This is a genomic window from Roseomonas sp. GC11 (assembly GCF_024437745.1).
In the GTDB taxonomy this organism is placed as follows: Bacteria; Pseudomonadota; Alphaproteobacteria; order Acetobacterales; family Acetobacteraceae; genus Pseudoroseomonas.
This window is the reverse complement of the sequence record NZ_JANFNY010000012.1, coordinates 25232-51763: the sequence shown is the minus strand read 5'-3', so window position 1 is coordinate 51763 and position 26532 is coordinate 25232. Positions and strand designations below refer to the sequence as shown.

General features: G+C 70.4%; 21 protein-coding genes. 11 read left to right on the top strand and 10 right to left on the bottom strand.

Annotated elements, in window-relative coordinates; genetic code table 11:
• The first annotated feature begins 74 nt into the window (after nucleotides 1-74).
• From NON00_RS05690 to NON00_RS05680, 3 genes are all read left to right on the top strand, one after another.
• On the top strand, nucleotides 75-1478 hold the full coding sequence (locus tag NON00_RS05690; protein ID WP_256018346.1) for an esterase-like activity of phytase family protein: 1404 nt from the start codon (nucleotides 75-77) through the stop codon (nucleotides 1476-1478).
• Between the two features lie 116 nt (nucleotides 1479-1594).
• Nucleotides 1595-2116, top strand: coding sequence for a GNAT family N-acetyltransferase (locus NON00_RS05685; protein WP_256018342.1), 522 nt, complete (start codon nucleotides 1595-1597; stop codon nucleotides 2114-2116).
• 228 nt (nucleotides 2117-2344) lie between these two features.
• A complete protein-coding gene (locus tag NON00_RS05680) occupies nucleotides 2345-3451 on the top strand; it encodes a mechanosensitive ion channel family protein (protein ID WP_256018339.1) in 1107 nt (368 codons plus the stop codon).
• Between the two features lie 58 nt (nucleotides 3452-3509).
• Here the strand turns inward: NON00_RS05680 and NON00_RS05675 are convergent, their stop codons facing one another.
• The gene (locus tag NON00_RS05675) at nucleotides 3510-4943 is read right to left on the bottom strand and encodes a chlorohydrolase family protein (RefSeq protein ID WP_256018338.1); all 1434 of its coding nucleotides are present in this window, start codon (nucleotides 4941-4943) and stop codon (nucleotides 3510-3512) included.
• 209 nt (nucleotides 4944-5152) lie between these two features.
• Between NON00_RS05675 and NON00_RS05670 the strand changes: the two genes are divergently transcribed.
• On the top strand, nucleotides 5153-5629 hold the full coding sequence (locus tag NON00_RS05670) for a glutathione S-transferase (RefSeq protein ID WP_256018337.1): 477 nt from the start codon (nucleotides 5153-5155) through the stop codon (nucleotides 5627-5629).
• 19 nt (nucleotides 5630-5648) lie between these two features.
• Here the strand turns inward: NON00_RS05670 and NON00_RS05665 are convergent, their stop codons facing one another.
• Complete coding sequence (locus NON00_RS05665) at nucleotides 5649-6746, bottom strand: alpha/beta hydrolase (RefSeq protein WP_256018336.1); 1098 nt, start codon at nucleotides 6744-6746, stop codon at nucleotides 5649-5651.
• A gap of 117 nt (nucleotides 6747-6863) precedes the next feature.
• Between NON00_RS05665 and NON00_RS05660 the strand changes: the two genes are divergently transcribed.
• From NON00_RS05660 to purH, 4 genes are all read left to right on the top strand, one after another.
• The gene (locus tag NON00_RS05660; protein ID WP_256018335.1) at nucleotides 6864-7088 is read left to right on the top strand and encodes a zinc-finger domain-containing protein; all 225 of its coding nucleotides are present in this window, start codon (nucleotides 6864-6866) and stop codon (nucleotides 7086-7088) included.
• A 90-nt stretch (nucleotides 7089-7178) separates the two neighbouring features.
• Nucleotides 7179-10013 carry a DNA polymerase I gene (gene polA / locus NON00_RS05655; RefSeq protein ID WP_256018334.1) on the top strand — a complete coding sequence of 945 codons (2835 nt, stop codon included), beginning with the start codon at nucleotides 7179-7181 and terminating at the stop codon, nucleotides 10011-10013.
• 180 nt (nucleotides 10014-10193) lie between these two features.
• On the top strand, nucleotides 10194-11336 hold the full coding sequence (locus NON00_RS05650) for a ferrichrome ABC transporter (RefSeq protein ID WP_256018332.1): 1143 nt from the start codon (nucleotides 10194-10196) through the stop codon (nucleotides 11334-11336).
• Nucleotides 11337-11577: 241 nt separating this feature from the next.
• Nucleotides 11578-13155, top strand: a complete 1578-nt coding sequence (purH, locus tag NON00_RS05645) for a bifunctional phosphoribosylaminoimidazolecarboxamide formyltransferase/IMP cyclohydrolase (protein WP_256018330.1) — start codon at nucleotides 11578-11580, stop codon at nucleotides 13153-13155.
• Nucleotides 13156-13227: 72 nt separating this feature from the next.
• Here the strand turns inward: purH and NON00_RS05640 are convergent, their stop codons facing one another.
• Both NON00_RS05640 and NON00_RS05635 read right to left on the bottom strand, forming a co-directional pair.
• On the bottom strand, nucleotides 13228-13740 hold the full coding sequence (locus NON00_RS05640; protein WP_256018327.1) for a GNAT family N-acetyltransferase: 513 nt from the start codon (nucleotides 13738-13740) through the stop codon (nucleotides 13228-13230).
• A gap of 11 nt (nucleotides 13741-13751) precedes the next feature.
• Nucleotides 13752-14330: a helix-turn-helix domain-containing protein gene (locus NON00_RS05635; protein WP_256018324.1), complete on the bottom strand. Its 579-nt coding sequence runs from the start codon at nucleotides 14328-14330 to the stop codon at nucleotides 13752-13754.
• Nucleotides 14331-14474: 144 nt separating this feature from the next.
• On the opposite strand from NON00_RS05635, the gene NON00_RS05630 reads away from it, so the two are divergent.
• Nucleotides 14475-15662 carry a DNA recombination protein RmuC gene (locus tag NON00_RS05630; RefSeq protein WP_256018321.1) on the top strand — a complete coding sequence of 396 codons (1188 nt, stop codon included), beginning with the start codon at nucleotides 14475-14477 and terminating at the stop codon, nucleotides 15660-15662.
• A gap of 139 nt (nucleotides 15663-15801) precedes the next feature.
• Here NON00_RS05630 and NON00_RS05625 read toward each other — a convergent pair whose 3' ends face one another.
• The 4 genes from NON00_RS05625 to NON00_RS05610 all read right to left on the bottom strand — a co-directional run bounded on the left by NON00_RS05625 (nucleotide 15802) and on the right by NON00_RS05610 (nucleotide 22716).
• Entirely contained in the window at nucleotides 15802-17202 is a 1401-nt protein-coding gene (locus NON00_RS05625; RefSeq protein ID WP_256018318.1) for a nitronate monooxygenase, read from the bottom strand.
• Between the two features lie 227 nt (nucleotides 17203-17429).
• Complete coding sequence (pnp, locus tag NON00_RS05620) at nucleotides 17430-19640, bottom strand: polyribonucleotide nucleotidyltransferase (RefSeq protein ID WP_256018417.1); 2211 nt, start codon at nucleotides 19638-19640, stop codon at nucleotides 17430-17432.
• Between the two features lie 518 nt (nucleotides 19641-20158).
• A complete protein-coding gene (locus tag NON00_RS05615) occupies nucleotides 20159-21775 on the bottom strand; it encodes a phosphoenolpyruvate carboxykinase (protein WP_256018315.1) in 1617 nt (538 codons plus the stop codon).
• 215 nt (nucleotides 21776-21990) lie between these two features.
• The gene (locus NON00_RS05610; RefSeq protein WP_256018310.1) at nucleotides 21991-22716 is read right to left on the bottom strand and encodes a HugZ family protein; all 726 of its coding nucleotides are present in this window, start codon (nucleotides 22714-22716) and stop codon (nucleotides 21991-21993) included.
• Nucleotides 22717-22973: 257 nt separating this feature from the next.
• Between NON00_RS05610 and NON00_RS05605 the strand changes: the two genes are divergently transcribed.
• On the top strand, nucleotides 22974-23675 hold the full coding sequence (locus tag NON00_RS05605) for a response regulator transcription factor (RefSeq protein WP_256018308.1): 702 nt from the start codon (nucleotides 22974-22976) through the stop codon (nucleotides 23673-23675).
• 2 nt (nucleotides 23676-23677) lie between these two features.
• Nucleotides 23678-25411: a stimulus-sensing domain-containing protein gene (locus tag NON00_RS05600; RefSeq protein WP_256018306.1), complete on the top strand. Its 1734-nt coding sequence runs from the start codon at nucleotides 23678-23680 to the stop codon at nucleotides 25409-25411.
• Nucleotides 25412-25465: 54 nt separating this feature from the next.
• Here NON00_RS05600 and NON00_RS05595 read toward each other — a convergent pair whose 3' ends face one another.
• Both NON00_RS05595 and NON00_RS05590 read right to left on the bottom strand, forming a co-directional pair.
• Nucleotides 25466-25933 carry a GNAT family N-acetyltransferase gene (locus tag NON00_RS05595; RefSeq protein WP_256018305.1) on the bottom strand — a complete coding sequence of 156 codons (468 nt, stop codon included), beginning with the start codon at nucleotides 25931-25933 and terminating at the stop codon, nucleotides 25466-25468.
• Nucleotides 25926-26381, bottom strand: coding sequence for a hypothetical protein (locus NON00_RS05590; protein WP_256018304.1), 456 nt, complete (start codon nucleotides 26379-26381; stop codon nucleotides 25926-25928). Before NON00_RS05590 ends, NON00_RS05595 begins: the two co-directional genes overlap by 8 nt.
• Nucleotides 26382-26532: the final 151 nt, after the last annotated feature.

Genomic DNA, 26532 nt, shown 5'->3' with positions numbered 1-26532 from the left:
TTTGTAAATTTTCCGTAAAGCAGCGGTAACGCCCACCCCGTAACAGCGCCGCACGCGACAAGGGAGAAACTCACATGCGCGCGCTGCTGCTCGCCGCCACGGCCCTGCTGGGCCTGTCCGGCATCGCTCAGGCCCAAGCCCAGGCCCAGGCCCCCGCTCCCACCCCGGAAGCGAAGCTGGAGGCCCGCCTGGCCGGCCACGCCATCCTGCCGGCCTTCACCATGACCCTGCCCCCGGCCGATGCGCCGCGCGATGCCATGGTGTCGGGCAAATTCACCGCAGGCAGCCGCGTGGACCAGCCGGGCACCCTGCCCGGCACCACCGGCCCCGCCCCCGCCGGCCGCCCCACCGGCATCAGCCTGCCCTTCATCGGCCAGCCGGTGCAGGGCTTCTCCGGCATCAAGCCCGTCCAGGGCGAGCCGGGCGCCTACTGGGTGCTGACGGATAACGGCTTCGGCAACAAGCGCAACAGCCCCGACGCGCTGCTGATGGTCCACAAGATCCGCCCCGACTTCGCCACCGGCGCGGTGAAGGTGGAGCGTACCCTCTTCCTCTCCGACCCCGCCCGCCGCGTGCCCTTCCGCATCGCCTATGAGGGCACCGAGGCGCGCTACCTGACCGGCGGCGATTTCGACCTGGAGAGCATCCAGCCCATCCCCGGCGGCCAGGGCTTCTGGATCGGCGAGGAATTCGGCCCCTTCCTGCTGCGCATCGATGCCGAAGGCCGCGTGCAGCAGGTGGTGGAGACCCAGCTGGAAGGCCGCGCCCTGCGCAGCCCGGACCACCCGGCCCTCTTCGTCCCCAACAGCCCGGCGGCGGGCGTGGCCTTCCAGACCCAGCGCTCCGGCGGCTATGAGGGCATGGCGATGACGCCGGATGGCAGCCGCCTCTGGGCCCTGCTGGAAAAGCCGGTGCTGACGGCCGAGGGCAAGCCGGAAGGCGAATTCCTCCGCCTGATCGAGTTCGACACCGCCAGGGCCGCCTGGACCGGGCGCAGCCTGAAGTTCCGCTTCGCCGCCGGCGCCACCGCCATCGGCGATTTCAACTTCATCGACGAGCGCCGCGCCCTGGTGATCGAGCGCGACGATGGCGAGGGCGATGCCTCCCTGGCCTGCGCCGCGGGGCAGAACCCGCCGGGCTGCTTCGCCACCCCGGCGCGGGTGAAGCGCATCTCCCTCATCGATCTCGGCGCCACCGATGCGGAGGGCTTCGTCAGGAAGCTCGCCTATATCGACCTGCTCGACATCCGCGACCCGGAGGGGCTGGCCCGCACCCAGGGTGACCGCGCCGCCAGCCTGCCGCGCGAGCGCTTCGCCTTCCCCTTCCTCACCATCGAGAATGTGGCGCGGGTGGATGAGGAGCACATCATCGTCGCCAACGACAACAACCTGCCCTTCAGCGCCGGGCGGCACCTGACGCGGGCGGACGACAACGAGTTCATCCTGCTGCACGTGCCCGAACTGCTGCGCACGCGCTGAAAAAAGCGGCCGGCCGGGCGCGCCCCGGCCGGCTTCCGGCGCCGCGTGGCTTGCGGTGGGCGCGCGCTGTCCCTACCCCTTGTGGCAGAGAAACGCCCACCTCGCGGAGAGACCGCATGCCGCTGCTGCGTGACGCCACCCCGGATGACCTGCCGGCGATCACCGCGATCTACGCGCACCATGTGCTGAACGGCACCGGCAGCTTCGAGGAGGTGCCGCCCACCGAGGCGGAAATGGCCGCCCGCATGGCGCGCATCCAGCGGAATGGCTGGGCCTGGCTGGTGGCCGAGGAAGCGGGGGAAGTGCTGGGCTTCGGCTTCCTCACCGCCTGCCGCGAACAGGCCGGCTGGCGCCACGCGGCGGAGGATTTCATCTCCGTCCGCCACGATGTGCACGGCCAGGGCCTGGGCAAGTCGCTGGTCGCCGCGCTGATCGCGCGCGCCGAGGCGGCGGGCTTCCGCCAGATGATCGCCGTGATCGGCGATTCGGAGAATGTCGGCTCCGTCGGGCTGCATCTCTCGCTGGGCTTCCGGCAGGCCGGGCTGCTGCGCGCCGCCGGCTACAAGGCCGGGCGCTGGCTCGATGTGGTGCTGATGCAGCGCCCGCTCGGCCAGGGGGATAAGACGCCACCCCGGTAAAAGAATTTCGATAAAGATATTTCGTTCTTTTTTGAAAAAAAGAACCAAAAAACTTTTATCCGTTCAGCGTCCCGCCGTGCCGGGAGACGGCGGCAGCCTAAAAAAGTCTTTTTGCTTCTTTTTCTTCAGAAAAAGAAGATTCTTATTTACGAAAGAATATCTCAGCAACGCATTCCCCTTTTCCCGCGTTCTCCTTCACCTGCGGGGCCACGGGAGAAGGAGAGGGTGTTGCTCGAACAGATCGACGAACTGGGCCAGCAGGCCGTGCAGTCGCTGGCCTGGGCGCCGGACTGGGCGGTAAGCCTGCTGGTGCTGGGCCTGGCGGTGCTGGCGGCGGTGAGCCTGCACCGCGCCGTCTACCGCCTGCTGACACGGCTGGTGGAACAGAGGGACCTGTTCTGGCGCTCCCTGGTGCAGCGGACGGAAGGGCCGGTGCGGCTCGCGCTCATGGTGTTCGGCCTGTCGATCGCCGCGGGCTTCGCGCCGCTGACGCCGGGGCAGACGGCGCTGCTGCGCCACGGGCTGCTGATCTGCTTCATCGGGCTGGTCGGCTGGGTGGCGCTGACGGCGCTGCACATCTGGACCACCGTCTATCTCCGCCGCTTCAAGCTGGAGGCGGAGGACAACCTCCTGGCCCGCAAGCACGCCACGCAGTCGCGCATCCTCCAGCGCGTGGCGGCAACGCTGGTGGTGCTGGTCACCGCCGCCGCGGCGCTGATGACCTTCGACGGCGTGCGGCAATACGGCGTCTCGCTGCTGGCCTCGGCCGGCGCGGCGGGGCTCGTCGTCGGCCTCGCGCTGCAACCCCTGCTGAAGAACCTGATCGCCGGCATCCAGCTCGCCATCACCCAGCCCATCCGGCTGGAGGATGCCGTGATCGTGGAAGGCGAGTGGGGCAATGTCGAGGAAATCTCGGCCACCTATGTCGTCGTCCGGCTGTGGGACTGGCGGCGCATGGTGCTGCCGCTCAGCTACTTCATCGAGCACCCCTTCCAGAACTGGACGCGGGAGAGCTCGGCGCTGATCGGCACGGTGATGCTCTACGTCGACTACACCGCCCCCATCGCCGAGATGCGCCGCCGGCTGGAGGACATCGCCCGCGGCTCCCGCCTGTGGGATGGCAAGGTGATGAACATGCAGGTCACCGACTTCAGGCAGGAGACGATGGAGGTGCGCATGCTGGTCAGCGCCGGCAATGCCGGGCGCGCCTTCGACCTGCGCTGCGAGGTGCGGGAGAAGATGATCGGCTGGCTGCAGGCCGAGCACCCCCACGCCCTGCCCCGCCGGCGGGCGGAGATCGACCGCGCGCCCCAAACGGCGCTGGCGGCGGAGTGAGCCGGGGCCAGGGTGGCGCGGCCACCCCAAATCCTGCCCCGCCCCCGCCCGCGCCGCGTCAGTCCTGGAAGCCGGGGAAGCTGGAGGGAGAGAGCTGCTCGATGTCGCGCCCGGCCCAGTCGCGCGACTTCATACCCTCCCACATCGCCTCCGCGCCCTGCTGCACCGCGCGGCCCAGTTCCACCGGGTCGTAGCCGGGCACCACGCCGCCCTGCATGACCACGCGGCCATCGATGATGCTGGTGTCGAGATCCTCCGCCGTCGCCGAGAAAACAATGTTGCGGATGGGGTCGCGCAGCGGCGTCATGAACATCGACTCGCCGTGCCAGATCAGCAGGTCCGCCTTGGCGCCGGGGGCGATGCGGCCGAGGTCGTCGCGGCCCAGCGCCTTGGCGCCATTCAGCGTGGCGGCGTTGAAGACATCGGCGGCGGTGGCCACCTGGGTGCGGCGGTCCACGATCTTGCTCGCCACCGAGGTCCAGCGCATCGCCTCGATCATGCTCTGCGGGCAGGTGTCGGTGGCGATGGTCATGTTGACCCCGCGCGCCAGATACTTGGAAAAACTCTCCATCGCGATGCCGCGCCGCGCGAAGACCCAGACGGCATGCGCCACATTGGCGCCGGTATCGGCCAGGATGCCGATATCATCGGCCTGGTAATTGGCCCAGCTGCTCTCACCGGGAATGATGCAGTGCCCGAGGATGCAGCGTTCCGACAGAAAGCCGATCTGCTCCAGCCACTCGATGGGGGTGCGGCCGTGGCGGCGCGTCATCTCCTGGAATTCCGGCACGGATTGCGAGACATGCAGCGCCAGCGGCACCTTCATGTCGCGCGCCGCATCGGCGGAGCGGCGCAGCAGCGCCTCGGAGCAGGTATCCACCTGCATCGGCGTCAGGAAGCCTTTGATGCGGCCATTCGCCCGCCCCTCGACGCGCTCGATGAAGGCCACGGCGTCGTTGAAGCCGGCGAGGCCGTCATCTGCCAGCCACTCATATTCGACGGTGCGGCCATTGGCGGTGAGCCAGCGGCCGGAGCGGTAGCCCTGGCCGATATAGGCGCGCAGCCCGACGCGCTCCGCATGCTCGGCCACCACATCGCCATGCCAGCCGATTTCCATGATGGTGGTGGTGCCGGTGCGCAGCAGCTCGGGCATGGAATAGGCGATGCAGGCACGCCGCGCGGCGTCGGTGATGGCGCCATCCCGCGCCGTCAGGAACTCGAACAGGCCGGAGAGGTAGAATTGCCGCGGCCCGCGATCCTCGACGAAGCTCTTGTCCAGCGGGCTCTCGGAGAGATGGGCGTGGGTGTTGATCAGGCCCGGCGTCACCACCTGGCCCTGGGCCTCGATCACCCTGTCCACCGGCCCGTCATAGTGGCGGCCGACATGGAGGATGCGGTCCTCCTCGATGACCACCACGCCATCCTTCAGGTGGCGGTGCCCGCCCCCCTGGTAGGCGATGATGTGGGAGGCGCGAATCAGCGTGCGGGCCACGGGCTTCTCCTGGGCGGGGATGGGGGAGAAAGCGTTTCAAAGGGGCGGCGGGGGGTCAACCAGCGGCGGGGAAGGGGGTGGGAAAACAAGGGGCGGGGCGGCAAACTCGCCGGCGGGTGTATCGGCTGGCGCAGCGGCGGGGGCGCCGCCCCCGCACCCCCGCCGGGGTGGCGGGGCCACCCCGGACCCCGCCTTCAGGGAGAGGCGCGATGTATCGGCTCTATTATTCGCCCGGGGCCTGCTCACTGGCGGTGCATATCGCGCTGGAGGAAAGCGGGCTGCCCTACGCGCTGGAACTCTGCTCGGCACGGAATGGCGGGGAAGGCACCGGGGCCCTGGGCTATCTGGCGCTCAACCCCAAGGGGCGCGTGCCGGCCCTGGCCGGCGTGCCCGGCCGCGCCGTGGTGGCCAAGGGGCACGAAAACCTCCGCGAGCACTACGCCTTCATCGAATCCGTGCTGGCCGACGGGCGGGGCTGGGCGGTGCCGGGCGGCTACAGCGTGGCGGATGCCTTCCTGCTGGTGTTCTGGCGCTGGGGGGGCCGGGTGGGCTTCGACATGCCGGGCGCCTTCCCCGCCTGGACCGCCCTCGCCCGCTGCCTGGCCGCGCGCCCCGCCATCCGCCGCGCCCTGCACCGCGAGGCCCTGGACCAGGAACCCGCGATCGCGGCCCTGCTCTGCCCCTGATGCGGGGGTCCGGGGGAACTCAGTTCCCCCGGCGGGGTTCCAGGGGCGGAGCCCCTGGTGCTTTTTCTTCCTCACCCAACCACGCCTCCCCCACCCGGTCCGCCCCCGACGGCAGCGCCGCCCCCGGCTGTGCCATCCAGGCCAGCAGATCCGGGATGACGGTGGCGCTGACCTTGTCCCGCAGCAGCAGGTGCCACCCCTCCGGGTAGCGGGCGAGGGCCACGTCTTCTCCCATTCGGGCCAGGGCGCGGCGGGTGATATCGGGCGGCACCACGCGGTCCTTCGCGCCCTGCAGCACCAGGGTGGGCAGGCCGCAGCAGCCGGGCAGGGCCAGGGTGGCGCGGTCCATCAGCCCGAACAGCCCCCAGGCGGCATCGAAGCGCGTATCCTTGATGGTCAGCGGATCGCGGCTGAAGCGGCGCAGGGCGGCGATATTGTCGCTGGCGCTGATATTGCCGGCGCCGGGCGGGAAGGCCAGGGCCGGCACGCTGTGCGCCACCAGCCAGAACAGCCCGACCGCCACCGGCCCCACCGCCTCGCGCGACCAGAAGGCGGGCGCCATCAGGATGAGGCCCTGCACCGGCAGGGGCTGCTCCGCCGCCGCCAGCACCGCCACGGCGGCGCCCATGCTCTCCCCCATCAGGAAGAGGGGCAGGTCCGGGTGGCGGGTGCGCAGCAGGCGGAGGGCCTCGGCGGCATCGGCCACCATGCTCTCCGCCCCGGCCCAGACGCCGCGATGGGGGGAGGCGCCGAAGCCCCGCTGGTCATAGGCATAGACCTGCACCCCGGCGGCGGCGAGGTCGCCGAAGCCATCCACCAGGAAATTGCCGGCATGGTCGTTGAAGCCGTGCAGCGCCAGCAGGACGGCGCGCGGCGCCACGCCGGGCGGCGGGTCGCGGCGGTGGAGGCGCAGGCGCGCGCCATCGGCGGCCAGGAAGCTGTCCTGCTCCGGCCGCCAGGCGGGGGTGGCGATGGCGGGGCCGGCGGGCTCCACGCGCGGCGCGCAGGAAGCGGGCAGCAGGGCCAAAGCCAGGGGCAGCAGCAGCGGGGCCAGCCGGGCGGCGGCAAGCCGGTGGAGGGCGAGCCGGGGAAGGGCCTCTCGGGGGCGGCGCGGCATCTCCCCCTGCATAGCGCGGGACGCGGGCGGGGGTCCATCCTGGCGCCCCATCATGTCTGGCGGGGCGGCAGCGTTGCGCCTATGTTCCGGCGGACCTCTGTGAACGGGAACAACCCGATGCGCGACGCAAAACTGACCGGCTATGCCCCCCGGGCCGTCCCCGGCGTGACGCCTCAGGACATTCTTGAAGCCCATAGCCGCGTGGTGACCTGCGATGGCGGCGGTGGCGCGCTCGGCCACCCCAACGTGGCCCTGCGGATCGAGGACAGGCAGGTGACCTGCCCCTACTGCTCGCGCACCTATGTCCTCGCCGAGGGCGCCGGGGGCGGCGACCATCACTGACCCCCTCCCGGGCGCGCCGCCGGCAGCCTGTCCCTGAGCGCCCGGGATTCTTCTTTCAGTCACGATGTTCTGCCCGGGGCCGCTTCCGCGATGACACCGCACCTGATTCTCGTGGACGGCTCGGGCTATATCTTCCGCGCCTTCCACGCCCTGCCGCCGATGACGCGGCCGGATGGCGTGCCGGTGAATGCCGTCTTCGGCTTCACCACCATGCTCGGCAATTTCCTGACGAAGCATGTCGGCACCCATCTCGCCGTGGTGTTCGACACCTCGCGCGTCACCTTCCGCAGCACGATCTACCCCGACTACAAGGCCCACCGCCCCGAGCCGCCGCCGGAGCTGGTGCCGCAATTCGCCCTGATCCGCGAGGCCACCGATGCCTTCGGCATCGCCCGCGTCGAGCAGGAAGGCTTCGAGGCGGATGACCTGATCGCCGCCTATGCCCGCGCCTTCCTCGCCGGGCACGGCGCGGCGGGCGGGCAGGTCACCATCGTCTCCTCGGACAAGGACCTGATGCAGCTGGTGCGCCCCGGCGTGCAGCTGCTGGACCCGATCAAGCAGAAGCCGATCCGCGAGCCCGAGGTGCTGGAGAAATTCGGCGTCCCGCCGGAGAAGGTGGTGGATGTCCAGGCCCTGGCCGGCGACAGCACGGACAATGTGCCGGGCGTGCCGGGCATCGGCATCAAGACCGCCGCGGCGCTGATCCTGGAATATGGCGACCTGGAGGGCCTGCTGGCCGCCGCGCCGCAGATCAAGCAGCCCAAGCGGCGCGAGGCGCTGATCGCCCATGCCGAGCTGGCGCGCATCAGCCGCCGCCTCGTGCTGCTGGACGAGCACGCCCCGCTCCCCGCCCCCGTCGAGGCCCTGGCCACCCGCCCGCCGGAGCCGGGGCGCCTCGCCGCCTTCCTGCGCGACCAGGGCTTCCGCTCCCTGCTCGGCCGCATGGGGCTGGAGGCCGATACGGCGCCGGAGGGCGCCCCCGTCAGCCGCCCGCGCCATTCCTTCCAGCTGCCGGAGCTCGGCGCCGAGGCCACCACCAGCGGGGCCGCCACCGCCGCCCCGGCCGAGGCCGCGCCCTTCGGGCCCTATGAGACCATCACCAGCCTCGACGCGCTGGCCCCCTATCTGGAGGCCGCGCGCGCCGGCGGGCTGCTCGCCATCGACACCGAGACGGACAGCCTGGACGCGCTGAACGCCGCGCTGGTCGGCCTCTCCCTGGCGGTGGCACCGGGGCGGGCCTGCTACATCCCGCTGCGCCACGGCCCGCCGCCCGGCACCGGCGACCTGCTGACCGAGGCCCCCGCCACCCCGGCGCAGCTGCCGCAGGAGGCGGTCGTGGAGGCGCTGCGCCCCCTCCTGGCCGACCCCGCCATCCTCAAGATCCTGCACAACGCCAAATACGACCTGGAAGTGCTGGGCCGACCGGAGCATGGCGCCCTCGCCATCGCGCCGGTGGATGACACCATGCTGATCTCCTACAGCATGGATGCCGGCCGCCACGGCCACGGCATGGACGAGCTGTCGCTGCGCCATCTCGGCCACCGCCCCATCCCCTTCGATGAGGTGACCGGCACCGGCCGCACCCGCATCACCTTCGCCCAGGTCGCGCTCGACAAGGCCACCGCCTACGCCGCCGAGGACGCGGATGTGACGCTGCGCCTCTGGCACGCCCTGCGCCCGCGCCTGCGCGCCGAGCAGAGCCTCGCCCTCTATGAGCAGGTGGAACGCCGCATGGTGCCCGTGCTCTGCATGATGGAGCGCACCGGCATCAAGGTGGACGGCGCCGAGCTGGCCCGCATCGGCGAGGATTTCTCCCAGCGCATGGTCGTGCTGGAGCGGGAGATCCACGAACTCGCCGGCAAGCCCTTCAACGTCGGCTCGCCCAAGCAGCTCGGCGAAATCCTCTTCGACGAGCAGAAGCTGCCCGGCGGCAAGCGCGGCAAGAACGGCGCCTGGGGCACCGATGCCGCCGTGCTGGAAGACCTCGCCGCGCGCGGCCACGAACTGCCGCGCCGCGTCCTGCACTGGCGCCAGCTCGCCAAGCTGAAATCCACCTATGTCGAGGGCCTCGCCGCCCAGATCGACACGCGCGACGGCCGCGTCCACACCGATTTCTCGATGGCGGTCACCTCCACCGGCCGCCTTTCCTCCACCGAGCCGAACCTGCAGAACATCCCCATCCGCACCGAGGAGGGCGTGCGCATCCGCCGCGCCTTCGTCGCCGAGCCAGGGCATGTGCTGCTCGCCGCCGACTATTCGCAGATCGAGCTGCGCCTGCTCGCCCATCTGGCGGACGTGCCCTCGCTGCGCGAGGCCTTCGCCAAGGGCGAGGACATCCACAGCCGCACCGCCGCCGACATCTTCCACCTGGCGCCGGAAGCCGTGGACAAGGAAGCCCGCCGCCGCGCCAAGACGATCAATTTCGGCATCATCTACGGCATGTCCGCCTTCGGCCTCGCCGCCCGCCTCGGCATCGGCCCGGGCGAGGCGCGCGGCATCATCGACGCCTATTTCGCCCAGTATCCCGGCATCCTGGAGGAAATGGAGCGGCTGAAGGCCTCCGCCCGCGAAACCGGCTATGTCCTCACCCCCTTCGGGCGGCGCCTCTGGATCGACGGCATCCAGGCCAAGGAACAGGCCCGCCGCGGCAATGCCGAGCGCGCCGCCATCAACGCCCCCTTCCAGGGCGGCGCGGCGGAAATCATCAAGCGCGCCATGGTCCGCATGCCCGCCGCCCTCAAGGCCGCCGGGCTCTCCGCCCGCATGCTGCTCCAGGTGCACGACGAACTGCTCTTCGAGGTGCCGGAGGCCGAGGTGGAGCAGACAGCCGCCTGCGTGCGGGACGTGATGGAAGGCGTTGCCCAGCTGCGCGTGCCACTGCGCGCGGAAATCGGCACCGGCGCCAACTGGGCCGAGGCGCACTGACCGGAACAGGGTGGGGGCGCCGCCCCCACACCCCCGCCGGGGTGGCGCGGCCACCCCGGACCCCGCGATCCGGAAAACATCCGGAAAAATACAGAGCCTTGAAGAATCGGCGTTTCTGGGATGCGGTGGCGGTCTGGGGCTGTTGTTGACATTAATTCTTAATTGCGTCTACTTGCACCCATGCCGCGCCGACGCTCCCTCCTCACCGCCGGCCTGCTGCTGGCACAGCCCTGCGCCACCCTCTTCAGGGCGCCCCCCGCCCGGGCGCAGGGCGCCGCCTGGCCCCGGCGGCTGACCGACCTCGCCGGCCGCACCATCACCCTCCCCCGCCCCGCCCGCGCCCTGCTGCTGGCCACGGGCTTCGACCTCGTCGCCCTCTCCCTCCTCCACCCGGACCCGGCCAGCCTCCTCGCCGGCTGGGTGGATGACCTGAAGCGCATCAACACCGCCCTGGTGGACGCCTTCACCGCACGCTTCCCCCACCTTGCCACCGTGCCCCTGCTGGGCAGCGCGGCGCAGGACAGCCTCTCGGTGGAAAAAGCCCTCTCCCTGGGGGCGGATCTCGCCCTCCTACCGGGGTGGCAGGCCGCAACACCCGCCGGGCAGGCCCTGATCCACGCCCTGGAACAGGCAGGCATCCCCTCCCTGGTGCTCGACTTCACGCAGGATCCGCTGGGGGCCACCCCGGCCAGCCTGCGCCTGCTCGGCCAGGCCCTCGGGCGGGAAGAACAGGCGGAGGCCATCGCCCGCTTCCACGAGGCGCGGCGCGACGCCATCCTGGAGCGCGTCGCCGCCAGCGGGCAGCCCGGGCCGCGCGTCCTGCTGCACGCCTTCGCCGGCAGTGAAAGCTGCTGCTGGGTGTGGAACCAGTCAGGGCTGGGCAGCTTCGTCACCCGCCTGGGCGCCCGCAACCTCGGCAGCGACCTGCTGCCCGCCGCCGGCATGGGCGGCATGCTGCACCTGGAAACCGTGCTGGCCGAAGATCCGGAGGTCTATATCACCACCGGCCTGCCCCGCTATCCCGTGCGCCTCGGCCCGGGCCTGACGCGGGAGGAAGCCCGCGCCTCCCTCGCCACCGTGCTCCAGGCGCCGCCGCTCTCCGGCCTCTCCGCCATCCACGCCGGGCGCGCCCATGCGGTGTGGAACCACTTCAACACCGTGCCGCTGAATATCCTGGCCTTCGAGGCCATGGCCCGCTGGGTCCGCCCCGGTCTCTTCCCCGATCTCGACCCCGCCGACACCCTCGCCGAGATCAACCAGCGCTTCGCCGCCATGCCCCTCGAAGGGGCGTGGTGGGTCAGCCTGAAGCCAGGAATTCCGTGAAGAGGTTGAAAGAAAACGTTCTTTTTTGAAAAAAAGAACCAAAAAAACTTTTTCAGTGCAGCGCCCTGCCTCCCTCGGAAACGGCGGCACCCCGACAAACGCGGCCCGCCGTGCCGGGAGACGGCGGCAGCCTGAAAAAGAGCCGTGCCGGGAGACGGCGGCAGCCCGGAAGAAAGGTTGAGTGGGGGCACGTGAGGGTCTAAGCCCCCGCGCGACGAGACTGCTGGAAGGTTGGACCGCCATGGCCGACATCGTGACCATCCGCCGCGCCCTGATTTCGGTGCATGACAAGACCGGGCTGCTCGAGTTTGCCCGCTTCCTCGCCGCGAAGGGGGTGGAAATCCTCTCCACCGGCGGCACCGCGCGGCTGCTGCGCGACAACGGCGTGGCGGTGGTGGATGTCTCCGACCACACCGGCTTCCCGGAAATCCTGGATGGCCGCGTGAAGACGCTGGTGCCGCAGATCCATGGCGGCCTGCTCGGCCGCCGCGCCCTGCCCCAGCACGTCGCCCAGATGGAAGCGCACAGGATCGCGCCGATCGACCTGCTGGTCTCCAACCTCTACCCCTTCGAGGCGACGGTCGCGAAGGGCGCCTCCTATGAGGAGACGGTGGAGGAAATCGACATCGGTGGCCCGGCCCTGACCCGCGCCGCCGCCAAGAACCACGAGGACGTGGCCGTCATCACCGCGCCGGAACAGATGGCCGAGGTGCGGGCGGAACTGGAAGCCCAGGGCGGCACCAGCCTCGCCACCCGCAAGCGCCTGGCGGCGGCCGCCTTCGCCCGCACCGCGGCCTATGACACCGCCATCTCCACCTGGTTCGCCGCGAAGCTGGAGCAGGACTTCCCGCCCCGCCTCGCCGCCGCCGGCGTGCTGAAGCAGACCCTGCGCTATGGCGAGAACCCGCACCAGCAGGCCGCCTTCTACACCGATGGCTCCAACCGCCCCGGCATCGCCACCGCCACCCAGGTGCAGGGCAAGGAACTCTCCTACAACAACCTGAACGACACCGACGCCGCCTTCGAATGCGTCGCCGAGTTCGACCAGCCGGCCATCGTCATCGTCAAGCACGCCAACCCCTGCGGCGTGTCGGAAGGCAGCTCGCTGGCCGAGGCCTGGGATCTGGCGCTGCGCTGCGACCCCGTCTCCGCCTTCGGTGGCATCGTCGCCGCCAACCGCACCCTGGACGCCGCCGCCGCCGAGAAGATTTCCGCCATCTTCACCGAGGTCGTCGTGGCGCCGGATGCCGATGAGGCGGCCAAGGCCATCTTCGCCCGGAAGAAAAACCTGCGCCTGCTGCTGACCGGCGGCCTGCCGGACCCGGCGGCGCCGGGTCGCATCCTGCGCTCCGTCTCCGGCGGCTTCCTGGCGCAGTCGCGCGATGCCGGCCGCATCACCCCCGCCGAGCTGAAGGTGGTGACGAAGCGCGCCCCGACCGCGCAGGAAATGGCGGACCTGATCTTCGCCTTCCGCGTCGCCAAGCACGTCAAGTCCAACGCCATCGTCTATGCCAAGGGCGGCTCCACCGTCGGCATCGGCGCCGGGCAGATGAGCCGCGTGGACAGCGCCCGCATCGCCGCCTGGAAATCCGCCGAGGCCGCCAAGGCCGCCGGGCTGGAAGCCCCGCTGGCGCATGGCTCGGTCGTCGCCTCCGATGCTTTCTTCCCGTTTGCCGACGGGTTGCAGGCGGCGGCGGCGGCGGGGGCCACGGCCGTCATCCAGCCGGGCGGGTCGATCCGCGACAATGAGGTCATCGCCGCCGCCGATGAGGCCGGGCTGGCCATGGTCTTCACCGGGATGCGGCATTTCCGCCACTGAGACCCCGGCCAGGAGGGGCCTTGCCCCTCCCGGACCTCCCCACCGGGGTGGCAGGGCCACCCCGGACCCCGCCTAGAGGGTTTTGTAGTAGAACACCGTGGGGTCGGTGCCGCCCTCGCTCGCCAGGGCATAGCCGGGAATCGTCCCCGCCTCCTGCCAGCCATCGGCCCGGTAGAGCGGCTCACCCGCATCCCCCGCCCGGGTGTCCAGCACCAGCAGGTGGCGGCCCTCCGCCAGCGCGAGGCGGTAGAGCCCGGACAGGATGGCGCGCGCCACGCCCTGGCGCCGCGCGCCCGGATGCACCATCACCTTCGAGACCTCCGCGCGGTGCCGGCCATTCGGCAGCCCGGCCAGGGCCAGCGCCCCCGTGCCCAGGATGCGCCCCTCCCGCCGCGCCACCAGCACACGGCGGGAACCCTCGCGCAGGCTGCCCTCCAGCCCGCTCCACCACGCCGCCGCCTCGCCTTCCGCCATGGGGTGCAGGAAGCCGATGCTGGCCCCCGCGGCCACGCAATCCTCCAGCAGCGCCGCCAGCTCCGGCAGCGCGGTGGGCAGGGTGTCGGCGGTGAGTTCCTCGATGACCATGCGGCCCCTCCTCAGGGCAGGATGAGGGCCAGGACGTAGCGCGCCGCGCCCCCCCCGGCCGGACAGTGAAAGCGCGACGGCCCATGCAGCCGGTAGCGCAGGCAATCCCCGGGCGAGAGGCGGTGCGTCACCCCCTCCACCATCATCTCCAGCGCGCCTTCCAGCAGCCAGATGTGGTGCTCCAGCCCCGCCTGCGGCGCCGCCGCATAGGCGATGACGGCCCCGGGCGGCAGGCGGCCCTCGATCATCTCCCCCCGCAGCCCGGCCCCCGGCGGCGAGACGACGCGGCGGTGAAAGCCGCTCTCCGGGTCGGTCCAGCACGCCTGCGCGGCGGCCGGGATGAAGCCGGGCGCGGCCTCCTCCACCTCCGCCATCAGGCGCGAGAGGGTCAGCCCATAGGCGGTGCACAGCCGCCCGAGCATGGCGGCGGTAGGGCTGGCCTCCCCGCGCTCCAGCCGCGACAGGGTGGCGCGGCTGATGCCGGTGCGCTCGGCCAGTTGCTCCAGCGGCACCCCGCGCTCCCCCCGCAGCCGGGCGAGGCGGGCGGCAATACGCGCTTCCAGCGGATCGGCAGCCTGATTCTCTCTCATGAGAGAATTTTTCCCCATTTAGAGAATTTTGACAACCCTGAAGGCGGGGTCCGGGGGGACCCTGTCCCCCCGGCGGGAGGGCGCGGGAGGGCAGCGCCCTCCCGCTGCTTGCGCTAAGCTGCGAGGATTCTTGGAGAAACCCGGATGCCTGACTGGATCATCCCCGCTGCGCTTCTGATGATCCTGGCCGCGGCCCTTCTCCTGGTGCTGCTGGCGCTGGCCCGCCGCCCCCAGCGTGACACCGCCCTGGAGGGCTTCGCCCTGCTGGCGGGCAAGCTGGAGGCCCTGGCGGGCACGCAGGAGCGCCTGGCCGGCTTCACCGCCGACCGCCTGGCCGAGACCGTGCACCGCCTCGACTCCGCCCTGCTGGCGCAGAACGACCGGATCGCCGCCTCCGCCACGGTGATGACGCGCGCGATCGCCGCGCAGAATGAGCGGCTGGACGCCGCCCTGGCCGCGCAGAACGAGAAGCTGGCGCAAAGCCTGCTCGCCCAGGCGCAGAAGGCGCAGGAGGCCGCCGGGCAAATCCATGAGCGCCTCGCCGTGATCGACGCCGCCCGGCAGAACATGGAGGCGCTCGGCCAGCAGGTGACGACCCTGGCCGGCATCCTGGGCAACAAGCAGGCGCGCGGCGCCTTCGGCGAGATGCAGCTGCGCCAGCTGATCGAGGACCGCCTGCCGCCGGAGGGCTTCTCCTGGCAGCATGTCCTCTCCAACGGCACGCGCTGCGACTGCCTGATCCGCCTGCCCTACCCGCCCGGCCCGGTGGTGGTGGACAGCAAATTCCCCCTGGAGGCCTGGAACGCCCTGCGCGCGGCGGAGGACGCCCCGGCCCGCGCCATCGCCACCCGGCAATTCGCCGCCGATATGCGCCGGCATGTGGACGACATCGCGCGCAAATACCTCCTCCCCGGCGAGACGGCGGAGGGCGCCATTCTGTTCGTGCCCTCGGAGGCCATTTTCGCCGAACTGCACACCGGCTTCGCCGCCGTGGTGGACGAGGCCCAGCGGCGGCGGGTCTATATCGCCTCGCCCACCACGCTCTGGGCCATGCTCTCGGCCATGCGGGCGCTGATGCAGGATGTGCGGATGCGCGCCCAGGCCGGGCGCATCCAGGAGGAGGTGGCGAAGCTGGTGGGCGATGTCGCCCGGCTGGGCGAGAGGGTGGGCCGGCTCAAGAGCCATTTCGCCCAGGCCCAGGACGATATCCGCCAGATCGAGATCAGCACCGACAAGCTGATCCGCACCGGGGCGCGCATCGAGCAGGTCGAGCTGGAGGATGCGGCGGAGCCGGTGCGGATTGAAAACAAACAATCAGAGGAAAAGGAATAAGAGTTCTTTTTTGGAAAAAAGAACCAAAAAACTTTTTTCTGTTCGCGTCCCGCCTGGACGGGAGATGGCGGCAGCCTGACAAAAAAACGCCCGGCCGGGGGCCGGGCGCGTTCACCGAGGCTTGATGGAGCGGTGCCGCTCAGCGGCCGGACATGATCCGCTCGACCAGCTGCTTCACCGTCGGGATGAAGCCGTTCGAGTAGAAGGGGTCCTGCCCGAAGCGATAGGCATTGTGGCCGGCGAACATCAGGTTGTGCTCGATGCTGCCGTCATGCGCGATGTCCTGCAGCGTCTTCTGGATGCAGAAGCTGCGCGGATCGGCCTTCTTGCCGTTGGTGTAGTCCGGGCCGTGCTGCGTCCAGTTGCTGAAGCGGCAATGGGAGAGGCAGCCCATGCAATCCGTCTGGTCCTTCAGGATCTCGCGCGACTGCTCGGGCGTGACGAAGACCAGCGTGTTGTCCGGGGTGCGCAGCGCCTCGGTGAAGCCCTCGCCCTCCCAGTGGATGACACGCTCCCGGTCGCCGGGGGCGAGCCAGACGGGGCGCTTGCGCGGGCCGATGCCATATTCCGCCGTGTGCTCGCCGAGCAGCTCGGGCGAATAGGCCACCTGCCGCTCGCTGCGCGCCTCAAGGTCGCGCAGGAACTCGTTGCGCACCGCGGAGGAGTAGAAGCCGGTGGGCGAGAAGGGCTGGAGCAGCACATCGCCGGGCTTCAGCTCCAGCAGGCGCTGCTTCCAGGCGTCGCTGATCGGGCTCTCGCGGGTCAGCAGCGGGCGGGTGCCGAACTGGAAGGCGACGGGACCCAGCTCCGGGTTGTCGATCCAGTCTTCCCACTCCTCCAGCCACCAGACGCCGCCGGCCATGATGATCGGCACATCGCCCAGGCCGAACTGGCGCATCTGCTCGCGCAGCTTGCGCACGCGCTCATAGGGCGCCTCGGGCTTGGCCGGGTCCTCGGAGTTGGAGAGGCCGTTATGGCCGCCGGCCAGCCAGGGGTCCTCATAGACCACGCCGCCCAGCAGCTCCGCCGTCTTGGAGTAGCTGCGCTTCCACAGCGCCGCGAAAGCGCGGGCGGAGGACACGATGGGATAGTAGAAGACGTTGAATTCGCGGGCGATCTCAGCCAGCTTGTAGGGCATGCCGGCGCCGCAGGTGACGCCGTTGATCAGCCCCTTGGCGCCTTCCAGCACGCCGCGCAGCACGCGCTCGGCACCGCCCATCTCCCACAGCACGTTGATGTGGATGCGGCCCTTGCCATTGGCCCGCTCATGGGCCTCGCGCGCCTGGGCGATGCCGCCCGAGATGCCATAGGCCACCAGTTCCTCATGCCGGTCCCGCCGGGTGCGGCCCTGATAGACCTGCCGGATGACATGGCCATCCGCGTCATAGCTGTCGGCATTGACGCCGGAAAAGGTGCCGACGCCGCCGGCGCCCGCCCATTCCCCACAGGAAGCCCCCGTGGACACGGCCACGCCCTTGCCACCTTCGACGAGGGGCAGAACGTCCACACCGCCCATCCGGATCGCGTTGATCGCCTTCACCGCAGCCTACCGTCCCCAGAAGCCATTCATCACGAGAGCGTCATATAGCGCCACAGGAGACAGCTTCGTAGCCCCCTCTTGCGGCTGGCCGCCAATGGCGTGCCCCGGGGCATGCCCCGGCCGCGCCATGCGGAGGGGAGGCGGCCTTGCCGCCCCCCATGGGCCGGGGCATCGCTGCCCCGGCGCACGTCTTGGTCCCGGTCCTGATCCGGGTCCTGATCCCGGTCTTAGTCGCGGTCGCGGCGCGGGCGGCGCTCGCCGCGGTCATGCCGCTCACGGCGCGGCTCGCCCTCACCCTCGCCATCCTCGCGCGGGCGGCGGGCGCCGACCTGGTCGCTGATATCGGCACCGGTGGCCTGATCGACAACCCGCATGGACAGCTTCACCTTGCCGCGGTCGTCGAAGCCCAGCACCTTCACCTTCACCTTGTCGCCCTGCTTGACGATGTCGGTGGTCTTGGCGACGCGCTCATTGGCCAGCTCGGAGATGTGGACGAGGCCGTCCTTGGCGCCGAGGAAGTTGACGAAGGCGCCGAACTCGGCGGTCTTCACCACGGTGCCGTTGTAGATCACGCCCACTTCCGGCTCGGCGGTGATGCCGCGGATGCGGTCGATCGCGGCCTGGGTGGCCTCCTGGCTGGTCGAGGCGATCTTGATCGTCCCGTCATCCTCGATGTCGATCTTGGTGCCGGTCTGCTCGACGATCTCGCGGATCACCTTGCCGCCCGTGCCGATGACCTCGCGGATCTTCTCCTTCGGCACGTTGATCACGGTGACCTTGGGCGCATTGGCGGCGACGTCGGAGCGCGCGCCGGTCAGGCCCTTGGCCATCTCGCCCAGGATGTGCAGGCGGCCGCCCTTGGCCTGCTCCAGGGCGATCTTCATGATCTCCGGCGTGATGGACGTGATCTTGATGTCCATCTGCAGGGCGGTGATGCCCTGCTCCGTGCCGGCCACCTTGAAGTCCATGTCGCCGAGGTGGTCCTCGTCGCCCAGGATGTCGGAGAGCACGGCGAAGCCGCGGTCTTCCTTGATCAGGCCCATGGCGATGCCGGCGCAGGGGCGCTTCAGCGGCACGCCGGCATCCATCAGCGAGAGCGAGGTGCCGCACACCGTCGCCATCGAGGAGGAGCCGTTCGACTCGGTGATCTCCGAGACGACGCGCAGCGTGTAGGGGAACTTCTCCTTCTCCGGCAGCAGCGGGTGGATGGCGCGCCAGGCCAGCTTGCCATGCCCGATCTCGCGCCGGCCCGGGCTGCCCATGCGGCCCGTCTCGTTCACCGAGTAGGGGGGGAAGTTGTAGTGCAGCATGAAGTTCTCACGGTACTCGCCCGTGAGGCTGTCGATGATCTGCTCGTCCTGCCCGGTGCCCAGCGTGGCCACGGCCAGCGCCTGCGTCTCGCCCCGGGTGAAGAGGGCGGAGCCATGCGCGCGCGGCAGCACGCCGACCTCGGCCACGATCGGGCGCACGGTCTTGGTGTCGCGGCCGTCGATGCGCAGGCCGGTGTCCAGGATGGCGTCGCGGACGACGGTGGCCTCAAGCTCCTTCAGGAAGCCCTTGGCCATGTCGGTGTCCAGGCCCTCCTCGGCGAGCTGCGCCAGGATCGCCTTCTTCGCCTCGCCCACCTTGCCCTGGCGGACCAGCTTCTGGGTCTCCTTGTAGGCCTCGGCCATGCGGGCGGTGCCGATCTCGGCGATGCGCTGCTTCAGCGCCACCTCGGCCGCGGCCGGCTCCGGCAGGTCCCAGGGCTCCTTCGCGGCGCGCTCGGCCAGCTCGATGATGCCCTCGATGACCGCCTGGAAGCCCTGGTGGCCGAAGGTCACGGCGCCCAGCATGATCTCTTCGGTCAGCTCGCTGGCCTCGGACTCGACCATCAGCACGCCCTCGGCCGTGCCGGCGACGACGAGGTCGAGCGCGCTCGCCTTGGTCTGCTCCAGCGTCGGGTTCAGCACGTACTGGCCATCGACATAGCCGACGCGCGCGGCGCCGACGGGGCCGAAGAAGGGAATGCCGGAGAGCGTCAGCGCCGCCGAGCAGCCCACCATCGCCACGATGTCGGGGTTGTTCTCCATGTCATGCGACAGCACCGTCGCGATGACCTGGACCTCGTTGCGGAAGCCCTCGGGGAAGAGCGGGCGGATCGGGCGGTCGATCAGGCGGGAGATCAGCGTCTCGGACTCGGAGGGCCGGCCCTCGCGCTTGAAGAAGCCGCCCGGGATCTTACCGGCCGCGAAAGCCTTCTCCTGGTAGTTCACGGTGAGCGGGAAGAAATCCTGCCCCGGCTTCACGCTGCGGGCGCCGACCACGGTGCAGAGCACGATGGTGTCGCCCAGGCGCGCCATCACGGCGCCATCGGCCTGGCGGGCAACCTTGCCCGTCTCGAGGGTGAGGGTCTTGCCCCCCCAGGCGATGTCCTTGCGGAAGTAGTTCTCGAACATGAAAGTCCCTGTGGCATCGCGGCCCGTCGTCACGGGCACGGCGTTCCCCGCCGGGCGGCGGGGTGTCAAATGAGCGATGCGGGAAGTGCCAGTGCCGGACCGGGTCTCACCCTCCCCCTGCGGGGAGGTACTCGGCGTCTCGGGCGGCATGGAGGGGCCGCGGGGGCTGCCGCGGAACGCACCCATGTGGCCGGAAACGCCGCCACGCCCCCGCTCAGCGGGGGATCGCGCCCGGCGCAGCCTCCAGTCTTTCCCGCACGCTCGCGGGTCCAGGTGGCCGCGATGGCGCACCCGCCCGGCGTTATGAACGCTCAGCCCGCCCGGCGCCATGGAAAAATCATGACGCGGCGCGGCATCGGGCAGGGTCAAAAAAAGTCCGGGGGAAAGCATTCCCCCGGACCCCCATCTTTTTTCTGTCAGGCTGCCGCCGTCTCCCGTCCAGGCGGGACGCCAGACTGATGGCGGGGGTCTGGGGGAGACCCTGTCTCCCCCAGCCTTCTCTTATTGAGCCTTCTCTCTTACGCGGCGACGCGCAGGGCGACGGCCTTCACATCCTCGCCCACGGCGCTGGCGAAGGTCTCGAAGTTCTTCTCGAACAGCGCGACCAGCTTGGCGGCGGTGGCGTCATAGGCGGCCTTGTCCGCCCAGGCCTCGCGCGGGTTCAGCACCTCGCGCGGCACGCCCGGCACGTCCTGCGGCACGGCGAGGCCGAAGAACGGATCGGTCGCGAAGGTCGCATGGGCCAGGCTGCCATCGAGGGCCGCGCGCAGCAGGGCGCGGGTGTGGCGGATGGACATGCGCTGGCCCGTGCCATAGCTGCCGCCGGTCCAGCCCGTGTTCACCAGCCAGACCTGCGCGCCATGGGTGGCGATCAGCTCGGCCAGCATCCGGCCATAGACCTCCGGGTGGCGCGGCAGGAAGGGGGCGCCGAAGCAGGTGGAGAAGGTCGCCTGCGGCTCCTTCCCGAGCCCCTTCTCGGTGCCCGCCACCTTGGCGGTGTAGCCGGAGAGGAAGTGATACATCGCCTGCGCCGGCGTCAGCCGGGCGATCGGCGGCAGCACGCCGAAGGCATCGGCCGTCAGCATCACCACATTCTTCGGCAGCCCGGCCTGCCCGCCCGGCGCCGTGCCGGGGATGAACTCGATCGGGTAGCAGGAACGGGTGTTCTCCGTCAGGCTGCCATCGTCGAGGTTCAGGTTGCCCCGCGCATCGGCGATGACGTTCTCCAGCACGGCGCCGAAGCGGTGCGACGCGTTCCAGATCTGCGGCTCGGCCTCCTGGCTGAGCTTGATGACCTTGGCGTAGCAGCCGCCCTCGAAGTTGAAGACGCCCTTGTCCGACCAGCCATGCTCGTCATCGCCGATCAGCGCGCGCTCGGGGTCGGAGGAGAGCGTGGTCTTGCCGGTGCCGGAGAGGCCGAAGAACAGCGCCGTGTCCCCCGCCTTGCCGACATTGGCGGAGCAGTGCATCGGCAGCACGCCCTTGGCCGGCAGCAGCCAGTTCATCACCGTGAAGATCGACTTCTTGATCTCGCCCGCATAGCTGGTGCCGGCGATGGCGATGATCTTCCGGGCGAAGGACAGCGCGATCAGCGTGGTGGAGTTGGCGCGGCCGCCATGCTCCGGCTTCGCCTCCATCTCCGGCGCGTGCAGGATCACGTAGTCCGGGGTGAAGCTCTCCAGCTCCTCCACCGGCGGGCGGATGAACATGTTGCGGGCGAAGAGGGCGTGCCACGCATTGGTCGTCACCAGCCGGACCTTGATGCGGTGCGCGGGGTCGGCGCCGGCATAGAGATCCTCGGTGAACAGCTCCTTCTGCTCGCCGAGCCAGGAGCGGACATCGGCGGTGAAGGTGTCGAACCTGGCCGGGGCCAGCTTCTGGTTGACCTTGCCCCACCAGATCTCGTTGGTGACCTCGGGGTCGTCGGCCACGAACTTGTCCTGCACGGAGCGGCCGGTGTGCTGGCCGGTCACCGCGATGAAGGCGCCATCCGCCGAGAGCCGGCCCTCGCCGCGGCGCAGCGCGTGGGCATAGAGCCCGGCCGCGGTCAGGTTGGCATGCACAGGGGCGGTGGTGGTGACACCGGTCCCAGCCAGCAGGGCGGCATGGGCGGACGCGGCAGCAGTCGCTGTCATCAGATGCGGACTCCGGTCAAGGCGCTTTTCCTCCACCGGGAATCCGGCGGGGCAGTAGCCGAGGGGATATCCGGCGCGGGGCCGCATCACGTGCACCGCACCCCATGCGCCGCACGCCGGATGTCTCACAAACTAGGACGTTGCCTGTTCAGCGGTCAATGTATGTGTTCCTGTCATATTATCATACAAGTTGCCGCAAGCGCCTGAATTCCGCCTTATTTCTCCCCATTCCGCGCCTGCCGCACCGCCGCCACCAGGGCCTGCCGCACGCCATCGGGCGCCGCCACGGGGGATGCGAAATTCAGCCGGCACCGCCCCTCCCCGGCCACCAGATCACAGCCATCGACATCCACCGCCACCATCCGCCACGCCCCTTCCGGCTGCCCCAGCAGGCGGGTGGCGATGAGGCCCAGCGCCTCGGCATGGTCGGCATTCACATGCCCGCAAATGTCAGATTCCGCTTCCGCAATGGTTTGCGCGGCCACGGGGTCCGGCAGCAGCGCGCTGCCACGCAGGCGCAGCGCGGCGGCGAAGCCGCCCACCAGCAGCGCCGCCTGCGGCCGGATGCGCCAGAGCGCGAAATCCGCGAACTCCGCATAGAGCGCGGCATAGGGATGCAGGGCCAGCCAGCGCGCCTTCAGGGGGGCGAGATCCTCCCCCTCCACCCGCTCGGCCAGCCCGGTCACAGTCACGCGAGGGGCGGTCTGCGGATTCGCCTCGGCCGCCTCGCCCTGGACCAGCAGGGCGCAGCGCGGCTCCCGCGCCAGCTGCCGCGTATGGGCCGAGAGCGAGGACAGCCAGAGCAGCACGGACAGATCCGGCGCCATGGCCGGCGTCACCAGGCTGGCGAAGGGCTGCCCCTCCTCCTGGGTGGCCAGCGCCCCGGAGCGCGCCCCGCGCAGCAGGGCCCGCGCCCGCGCCACCCCCTCATCCTTCTCCATGTTCTCGCGCTCTCCGCCAGGGACTCGCCAAGGAACTCGACAGGGCACTCTACGCAGCCGGGGCGCCACGGCCCAGGGCGGCGCAGCGCCCGCTCCTGAGAGGGGCTCCGCCCCTCTCGCACCTGCAAGGCAGCGCCTTGCAGCCGCCAAAGGCCTGAGGCCTTTGGAAACCCATTCGGGCCACCCCACGCGGCGCCGGCCCGAAAGAAGACATAAAAGGGCGGCAGAGTGGATGGGGAAGGAGTACAGAGTTCCCCATGCCCGCGACCATTGCCCTCGTTGATGACGACCGCAACATCCTGACCTCCGTCTCCATGACGCTGGAGCAGGAAGGCTTCCAGGTGCGCACCTACACGGATGGGGAAAGCGCGCTGCAGGGCCTGCTCTCCCGCCCGGTGGACCTGGCCGTGCTGGACATCAAGATGCCCCGCATGGACGGCATGGAACTGCTGCAGCGCCTGCGCCAGCGCTCCTCCGTGCCGGTGATCTTCCTCACCTCGAAGGATGAGGAACTGGACCAGCTGATGGGCCTGCGCCTCGGCGCGGATGACTACATCACCAAGCCCTTCAGCCAGCGCCTGCTGATCGAGCGCATCCGCGCCCTGCTGCGCCGCAACGAGGCCAGCCGCGCCGAGGGCAGCGGCGCCCCGCCCAGCGGCGTCATCACCCGGGGCGACCTCGTGCTGGACGAAACCAAGCACACCTGCACCTGGAAGGGGCAGGCGGTGCAGCTCACCGTCACCGAGTTCCTGCTGGTCAAGGCGCTGGCCCAGCGCCCCGGCATGGTGAAGAACCGCGACCAGCTGATCGATGCCGCCTATGGCGAGGCCATCTATGTCGATGACCGCACCATCGACAGCCATGTGAAGCGCGTGCGCAAGAAGTTCCGCGCGGTGGATGACGACTTCTCGATGATCGAGACGCTCTACGGCATCGGCTATCGCTACAAGGAAGCCTGACCTTGCCCGACGCAGGCGGCCCCGCCCCCGCCGCGGCCCCCATTGCGGCACCAACTCCGCCGGCGGCCCCCCTTCCCGCCGGCGCGCCGGCCGAGGCCGCGCCGCGCCGCCGCGTCTCGCCGCTGCTGCGCCGCATCCTGCTGCTGAACGTCATGGCGCCGGCGCTGCTGGCGGCGGCGCTGCTCTACCTGGACCAGTATCAGAACGGGCTGCTCGCCGCCGAGGTCGAGTCGCTGCGCACCCAGGCGCGCATCTACGCCGCCGGCATTGCCGAGGCCGCCGTCCGCCTCCAGGATGACCGCGCCATCCTGGTGCCGGACAGCGCCCGCCCCCTGCTGCGCCGCCTGGCCGAGCCCAGCCCCAACACCCAGGCCAAGCTGTTCGACACCACCGGCCTGCTGGTGGCCGACAGCCGCGTGCGCGAGGGCCAGGGCGGCGCCATCGTCACCGAGCCGCTGCCGCCGCCGGAGCCGCGCGGCGCCTTCGCCGGCACCATCGCCGGGCTGTATGACCGCATCCTCGCCCTGCTGCCGCGCTCGGTCTACGGGCCGCGCAGCGCGGATGACGCCGTCTTCGTCGATGTCGGGCCGAATGCCCCCTCCTTCGACTGGCAGCCCGCCCTGGGGCCGGACCGGCGGGAGGAACTGCGCCTCGCCCTTGAGGGCGGCGTGCGCCCCTATATCCGCCGCACCCAGGAGGGGCGGCTGCTCGTCTCCGTGGCCGAGCCAGCGCGGCGCGGCGGGCAGAGCGTCGGCATCATCCTGCTCACCCGCGAGGCGCGGGAGGTGGATGCGCGGCTGCTCGATATCCGCTCCTCCGTCCTCGGCCTCTTCCTGCTGGCGCTGCTGCTGACGGTCGCGGCCTCGCTCTACCTCTCGCGCACCATCGCCTCGCCCATCCTGGCCCTGGCCGGGGCGGCGGCGGCCATGCGCCAGGGCAAGGGCCGCGCCGGTTCCGTCCCCTCCGCCCTGATGGCGCGGGAGGACGAGATCGGCATCCTGGCGCGCGACCTGCAATCCTCCGCCACCGCCCTGTGGGCGCGCATCGACATGAATGAGCGCTTCGCCGCCGATGTCGCCCACGAACTCCGCAACCCGCTGACCAGCGTGCGCAGCGCCATCGAGACGCTGCGCCGCATCGAGAATCCGGAGCACCAGAAGCGCCTGCTCGGCATCATCGCCGATGACGCGGTGCGGATGGACCGGCTGATCGCCGATATCGCCGATTCCTCGCGCGTGGATGCCGAACTCTCGCGCACGGCGTCGGAGCCGGTGGACATCGCCCCCATCCTCTCGGCCCTGGCGGAGCTGCACAACACCACGCGCGGCGAGGACGATACGATCGTCGAGCTGGACATGGCCGCCGGGCCGCTGGTGGTGCGCGGGGTGGAGGGGCGCCTGGTGCAGGTGTTCCGCAACCTGCTGGGCAATGCCATTTCCTTCTCGCCCGAGCGCGGCCGCGTCTGGATGCGCGCCCGCCCCACCGGGGCGATGATGGAATTCACCGTCGAGGATGAAGGCCCCGGCATCCCCGAGGCCAAGCTGGAGGGGATCTTCGCCCGCTTCTACTCGGAGCGCCCGCATGGCGAGCGCTTCGGGCAGCATTCGGGGCTGGGCCTGTCCATCAGCCGGCAGATCGTCGAGGGGCTGGGCGGGCGCATCAGCGCCGAGAACCGCCGCGACGAGGACGGCAAGGTGACGGGCGCGCGCTTCGTCGTGCGGCTGCCCCTCGGCTGACCATTCTTTCTGTGGGTGGCCGCGGGGGACCACGCCCCCCGCCCCCCTGCCCCCTCAGGCCACCGCCGGGCCCGCCGCGCGCGGCGGCAGGTCGCGCCACTCGAAGAAGGTCTTGGTGCCGCCGGTGAAGCCGGCCTCCGCGTAGAAGCGCAGCGTGCCCGGCTCTTTCGAGCCGGTGGCGAGCATCACCTTGTAGCAGCCCTGCCCGCGTGCCTGCTCCAGCGCCGCGCGCAGCACGGCATGGCCCAGGCCGCGGCGGCGCCAATCGGCATGGGTCACCACGTTTTCCACCAGGGCATAGGGACGCGCGCCCGCAGTCACATTGGGCACCACCACCAGGGTGCAGGAGGCCACCGGCACGCCCTCCGCCACCGCCACGAAGACGGTGGCGCGCGCCAGCAGCGCGGCCCAGGCCGGGGCGGCCTGCTCCGGCGTCAGGGGCGGGTCACGCTCATTCAGGTGGCGGTAGAGCGCCAGCATGCCCGGGAGGTCATCCTCCCGGGCGGGGCGGATCTCAGCCATCGGCTTCGGGCCAGGTGATGAACAGGCCGATATCCCCCGGCATGCCGTTCGGGTAGCTGATGACCCGCGCATTGAAGCCAAAGCCACCGGGGCGCAGCGCCTCATCCCAGAACTCATAGACGCGGCGGGCATAGCCCGGCAGTTCATCCTCCCAGCCCGGCAGGGCGTGGTTGATGTGCCGCCCCTCATCCGGGCAGAAGCCGCTGGGGAAGGTGACGACCTGCAGCGACTTCTCCCCCGCGTCGAAGGCGGCGCGGATGTGGTCCTGGATTTCCCTGCGGTCCGCCGCGGTCAGCGGCCGGGCCTCGAAGGCCTTGCGCTGCCGGGCCAGTTCCTCGGCCGCGTGGCGCGTGGCGGCCTGCTCCGCCGCCAGCTTGCCCGCCTCGATCTGCTGCCGCTCCACGAACAGGCCGTGGACGGTCAGCGCGGGTTTCTCATCATCGCTCATGGGACATCCCTTGCACCCGGCGGGCGGAGTCTAGGCCGGTGGGACGCCTCCCGCCTGCTCACATCACCGCAAGGCAGACCCGCGCGGGCCAGGAGACTTTTTTCAGTTGGCGTCCCGCTTCAGGCCTGAGGCGGGCCGCTGAACTGAAAAA

Excerpts from the sequence above, each read along its gene's own strand:
- NON00_RS05690 (WP_256018346.1), top strand. The coding sequence starts at position 75 with ATGCGCGCGCTGCTGCTCGCCGCCACGGCCCTGCTGGGCCTGTCCGGC.
- NON00_RS05685 (WP_256018342.1), top strand. The coding sequence starts at position 1,595 with ATGCCGCTGCTGCGTGACGCCACCCCGGATGACCTGCCGGCGATCACC.
- NON00_RS05670 (WP_256018337.1), top strand. The coding sequence starts at position 5,153 with ATGTATCGGCTCTATTATTCGCCCGGGGCCTGCTCACTGGCGGTGCAT.
- NON00_RS05665 (WP_256018336.1), bottom strand. The coding sequence starts at position 6,746 with ATGCCGCGCCGCCCCCGAGAGGCCCTTCCCCGGCTCGCCCTCCACCGG.
- NON00_RS05660 (WP_256018335.1), top strand. The coding sequence starts at position 6,864 with ATGCGCGACGCAAAACTGACCGGCTATGCCCCCCGGGCCGTCCCCGGC.
- polA (WP_256018334.1), top strand. The coding sequence starts at position 7,179 with ATGACACCGCACCTGATTCTCGTGGACGGCTCGGGCTATATCTTCCGC.
- NON00_RS05650 (WP_256018332.1), top strand. The coding sequence starts at position 10,194 with ATGCCGCGCCGACGCTCCCTCCTCACCGCCGGCCTGCTGCTGGCACAG.
- purH (WP_256018330.1), top strand. The coding sequence starts at position 11,578 with ATGGCCGACATCGTGACCATCCGCCGCGCCCTGATTTCGGTGCATGAC.
- NON00_RS05640 (WP_256018327.1), bottom strand. The coding sequence starts at position 13,740 with ATGGTCATCGAGGAACTCACCGCCGACACCCTGCCCACCGCGCTGCCG.
- NON00_RS05635 (WP_256018324.1), bottom strand. The coding sequence starts at position 14,330 with ATGAGAGAGAATCAGGCTGCCGATCCGCTGGAAGCGCGTATTGCCGCC.
- NON00_RS05630 (WP_256018321.1), top strand. The coding sequence starts at position 14,475 with ATGCCTGACTGGATCATCCCCGCTGCGCTTCTGATGATCCTGGCCGCG.
- pnp (WP_256018417.1), bottom strand. The coding sequence starts at position 19,640 with ATGTTCGAGAACTACTTCCGCAAGGACATCGCCTGGGGGGGCAAGACC.
- NON00_RS05615 (WP_256018315.1), bottom strand. The coding sequence starts at position 21,775 with ATGACAGCGACTGCTGCCGCGTCCGCCCATGCCGCCCTGCTGGCTGGG.
- NON00_RS05610 (WP_256018310.1), bottom strand. The coding sequence starts at position 22,716 with ATGGAGAAGGATGAGGGGGTGGCGCGGGCGCGGGCCCTGCTGCGCGGG.
- NON00_RS05605 (WP_256018308.1), top strand. The coding sequence starts at position 22,974 with ATGCCCGCGACCATTGCCCTCGTTGATGACGACCGCAACATCCTGACC.
- NON00_RS05595 (WP_256018305.1), bottom strand. The coding sequence starts at position 25,933 with ATGGCTGAGATCCGCCCCGCCCGGGAGGATGACCTCCCGGGCATGCTG.
- NON00_RS05590 (WP_256018304.1), bottom strand. The coding sequence starts at position 26,381 with ATGAGCGATGATGAGAAACCCGCGCTGACCGTCCACGGCCTGTTCGTG.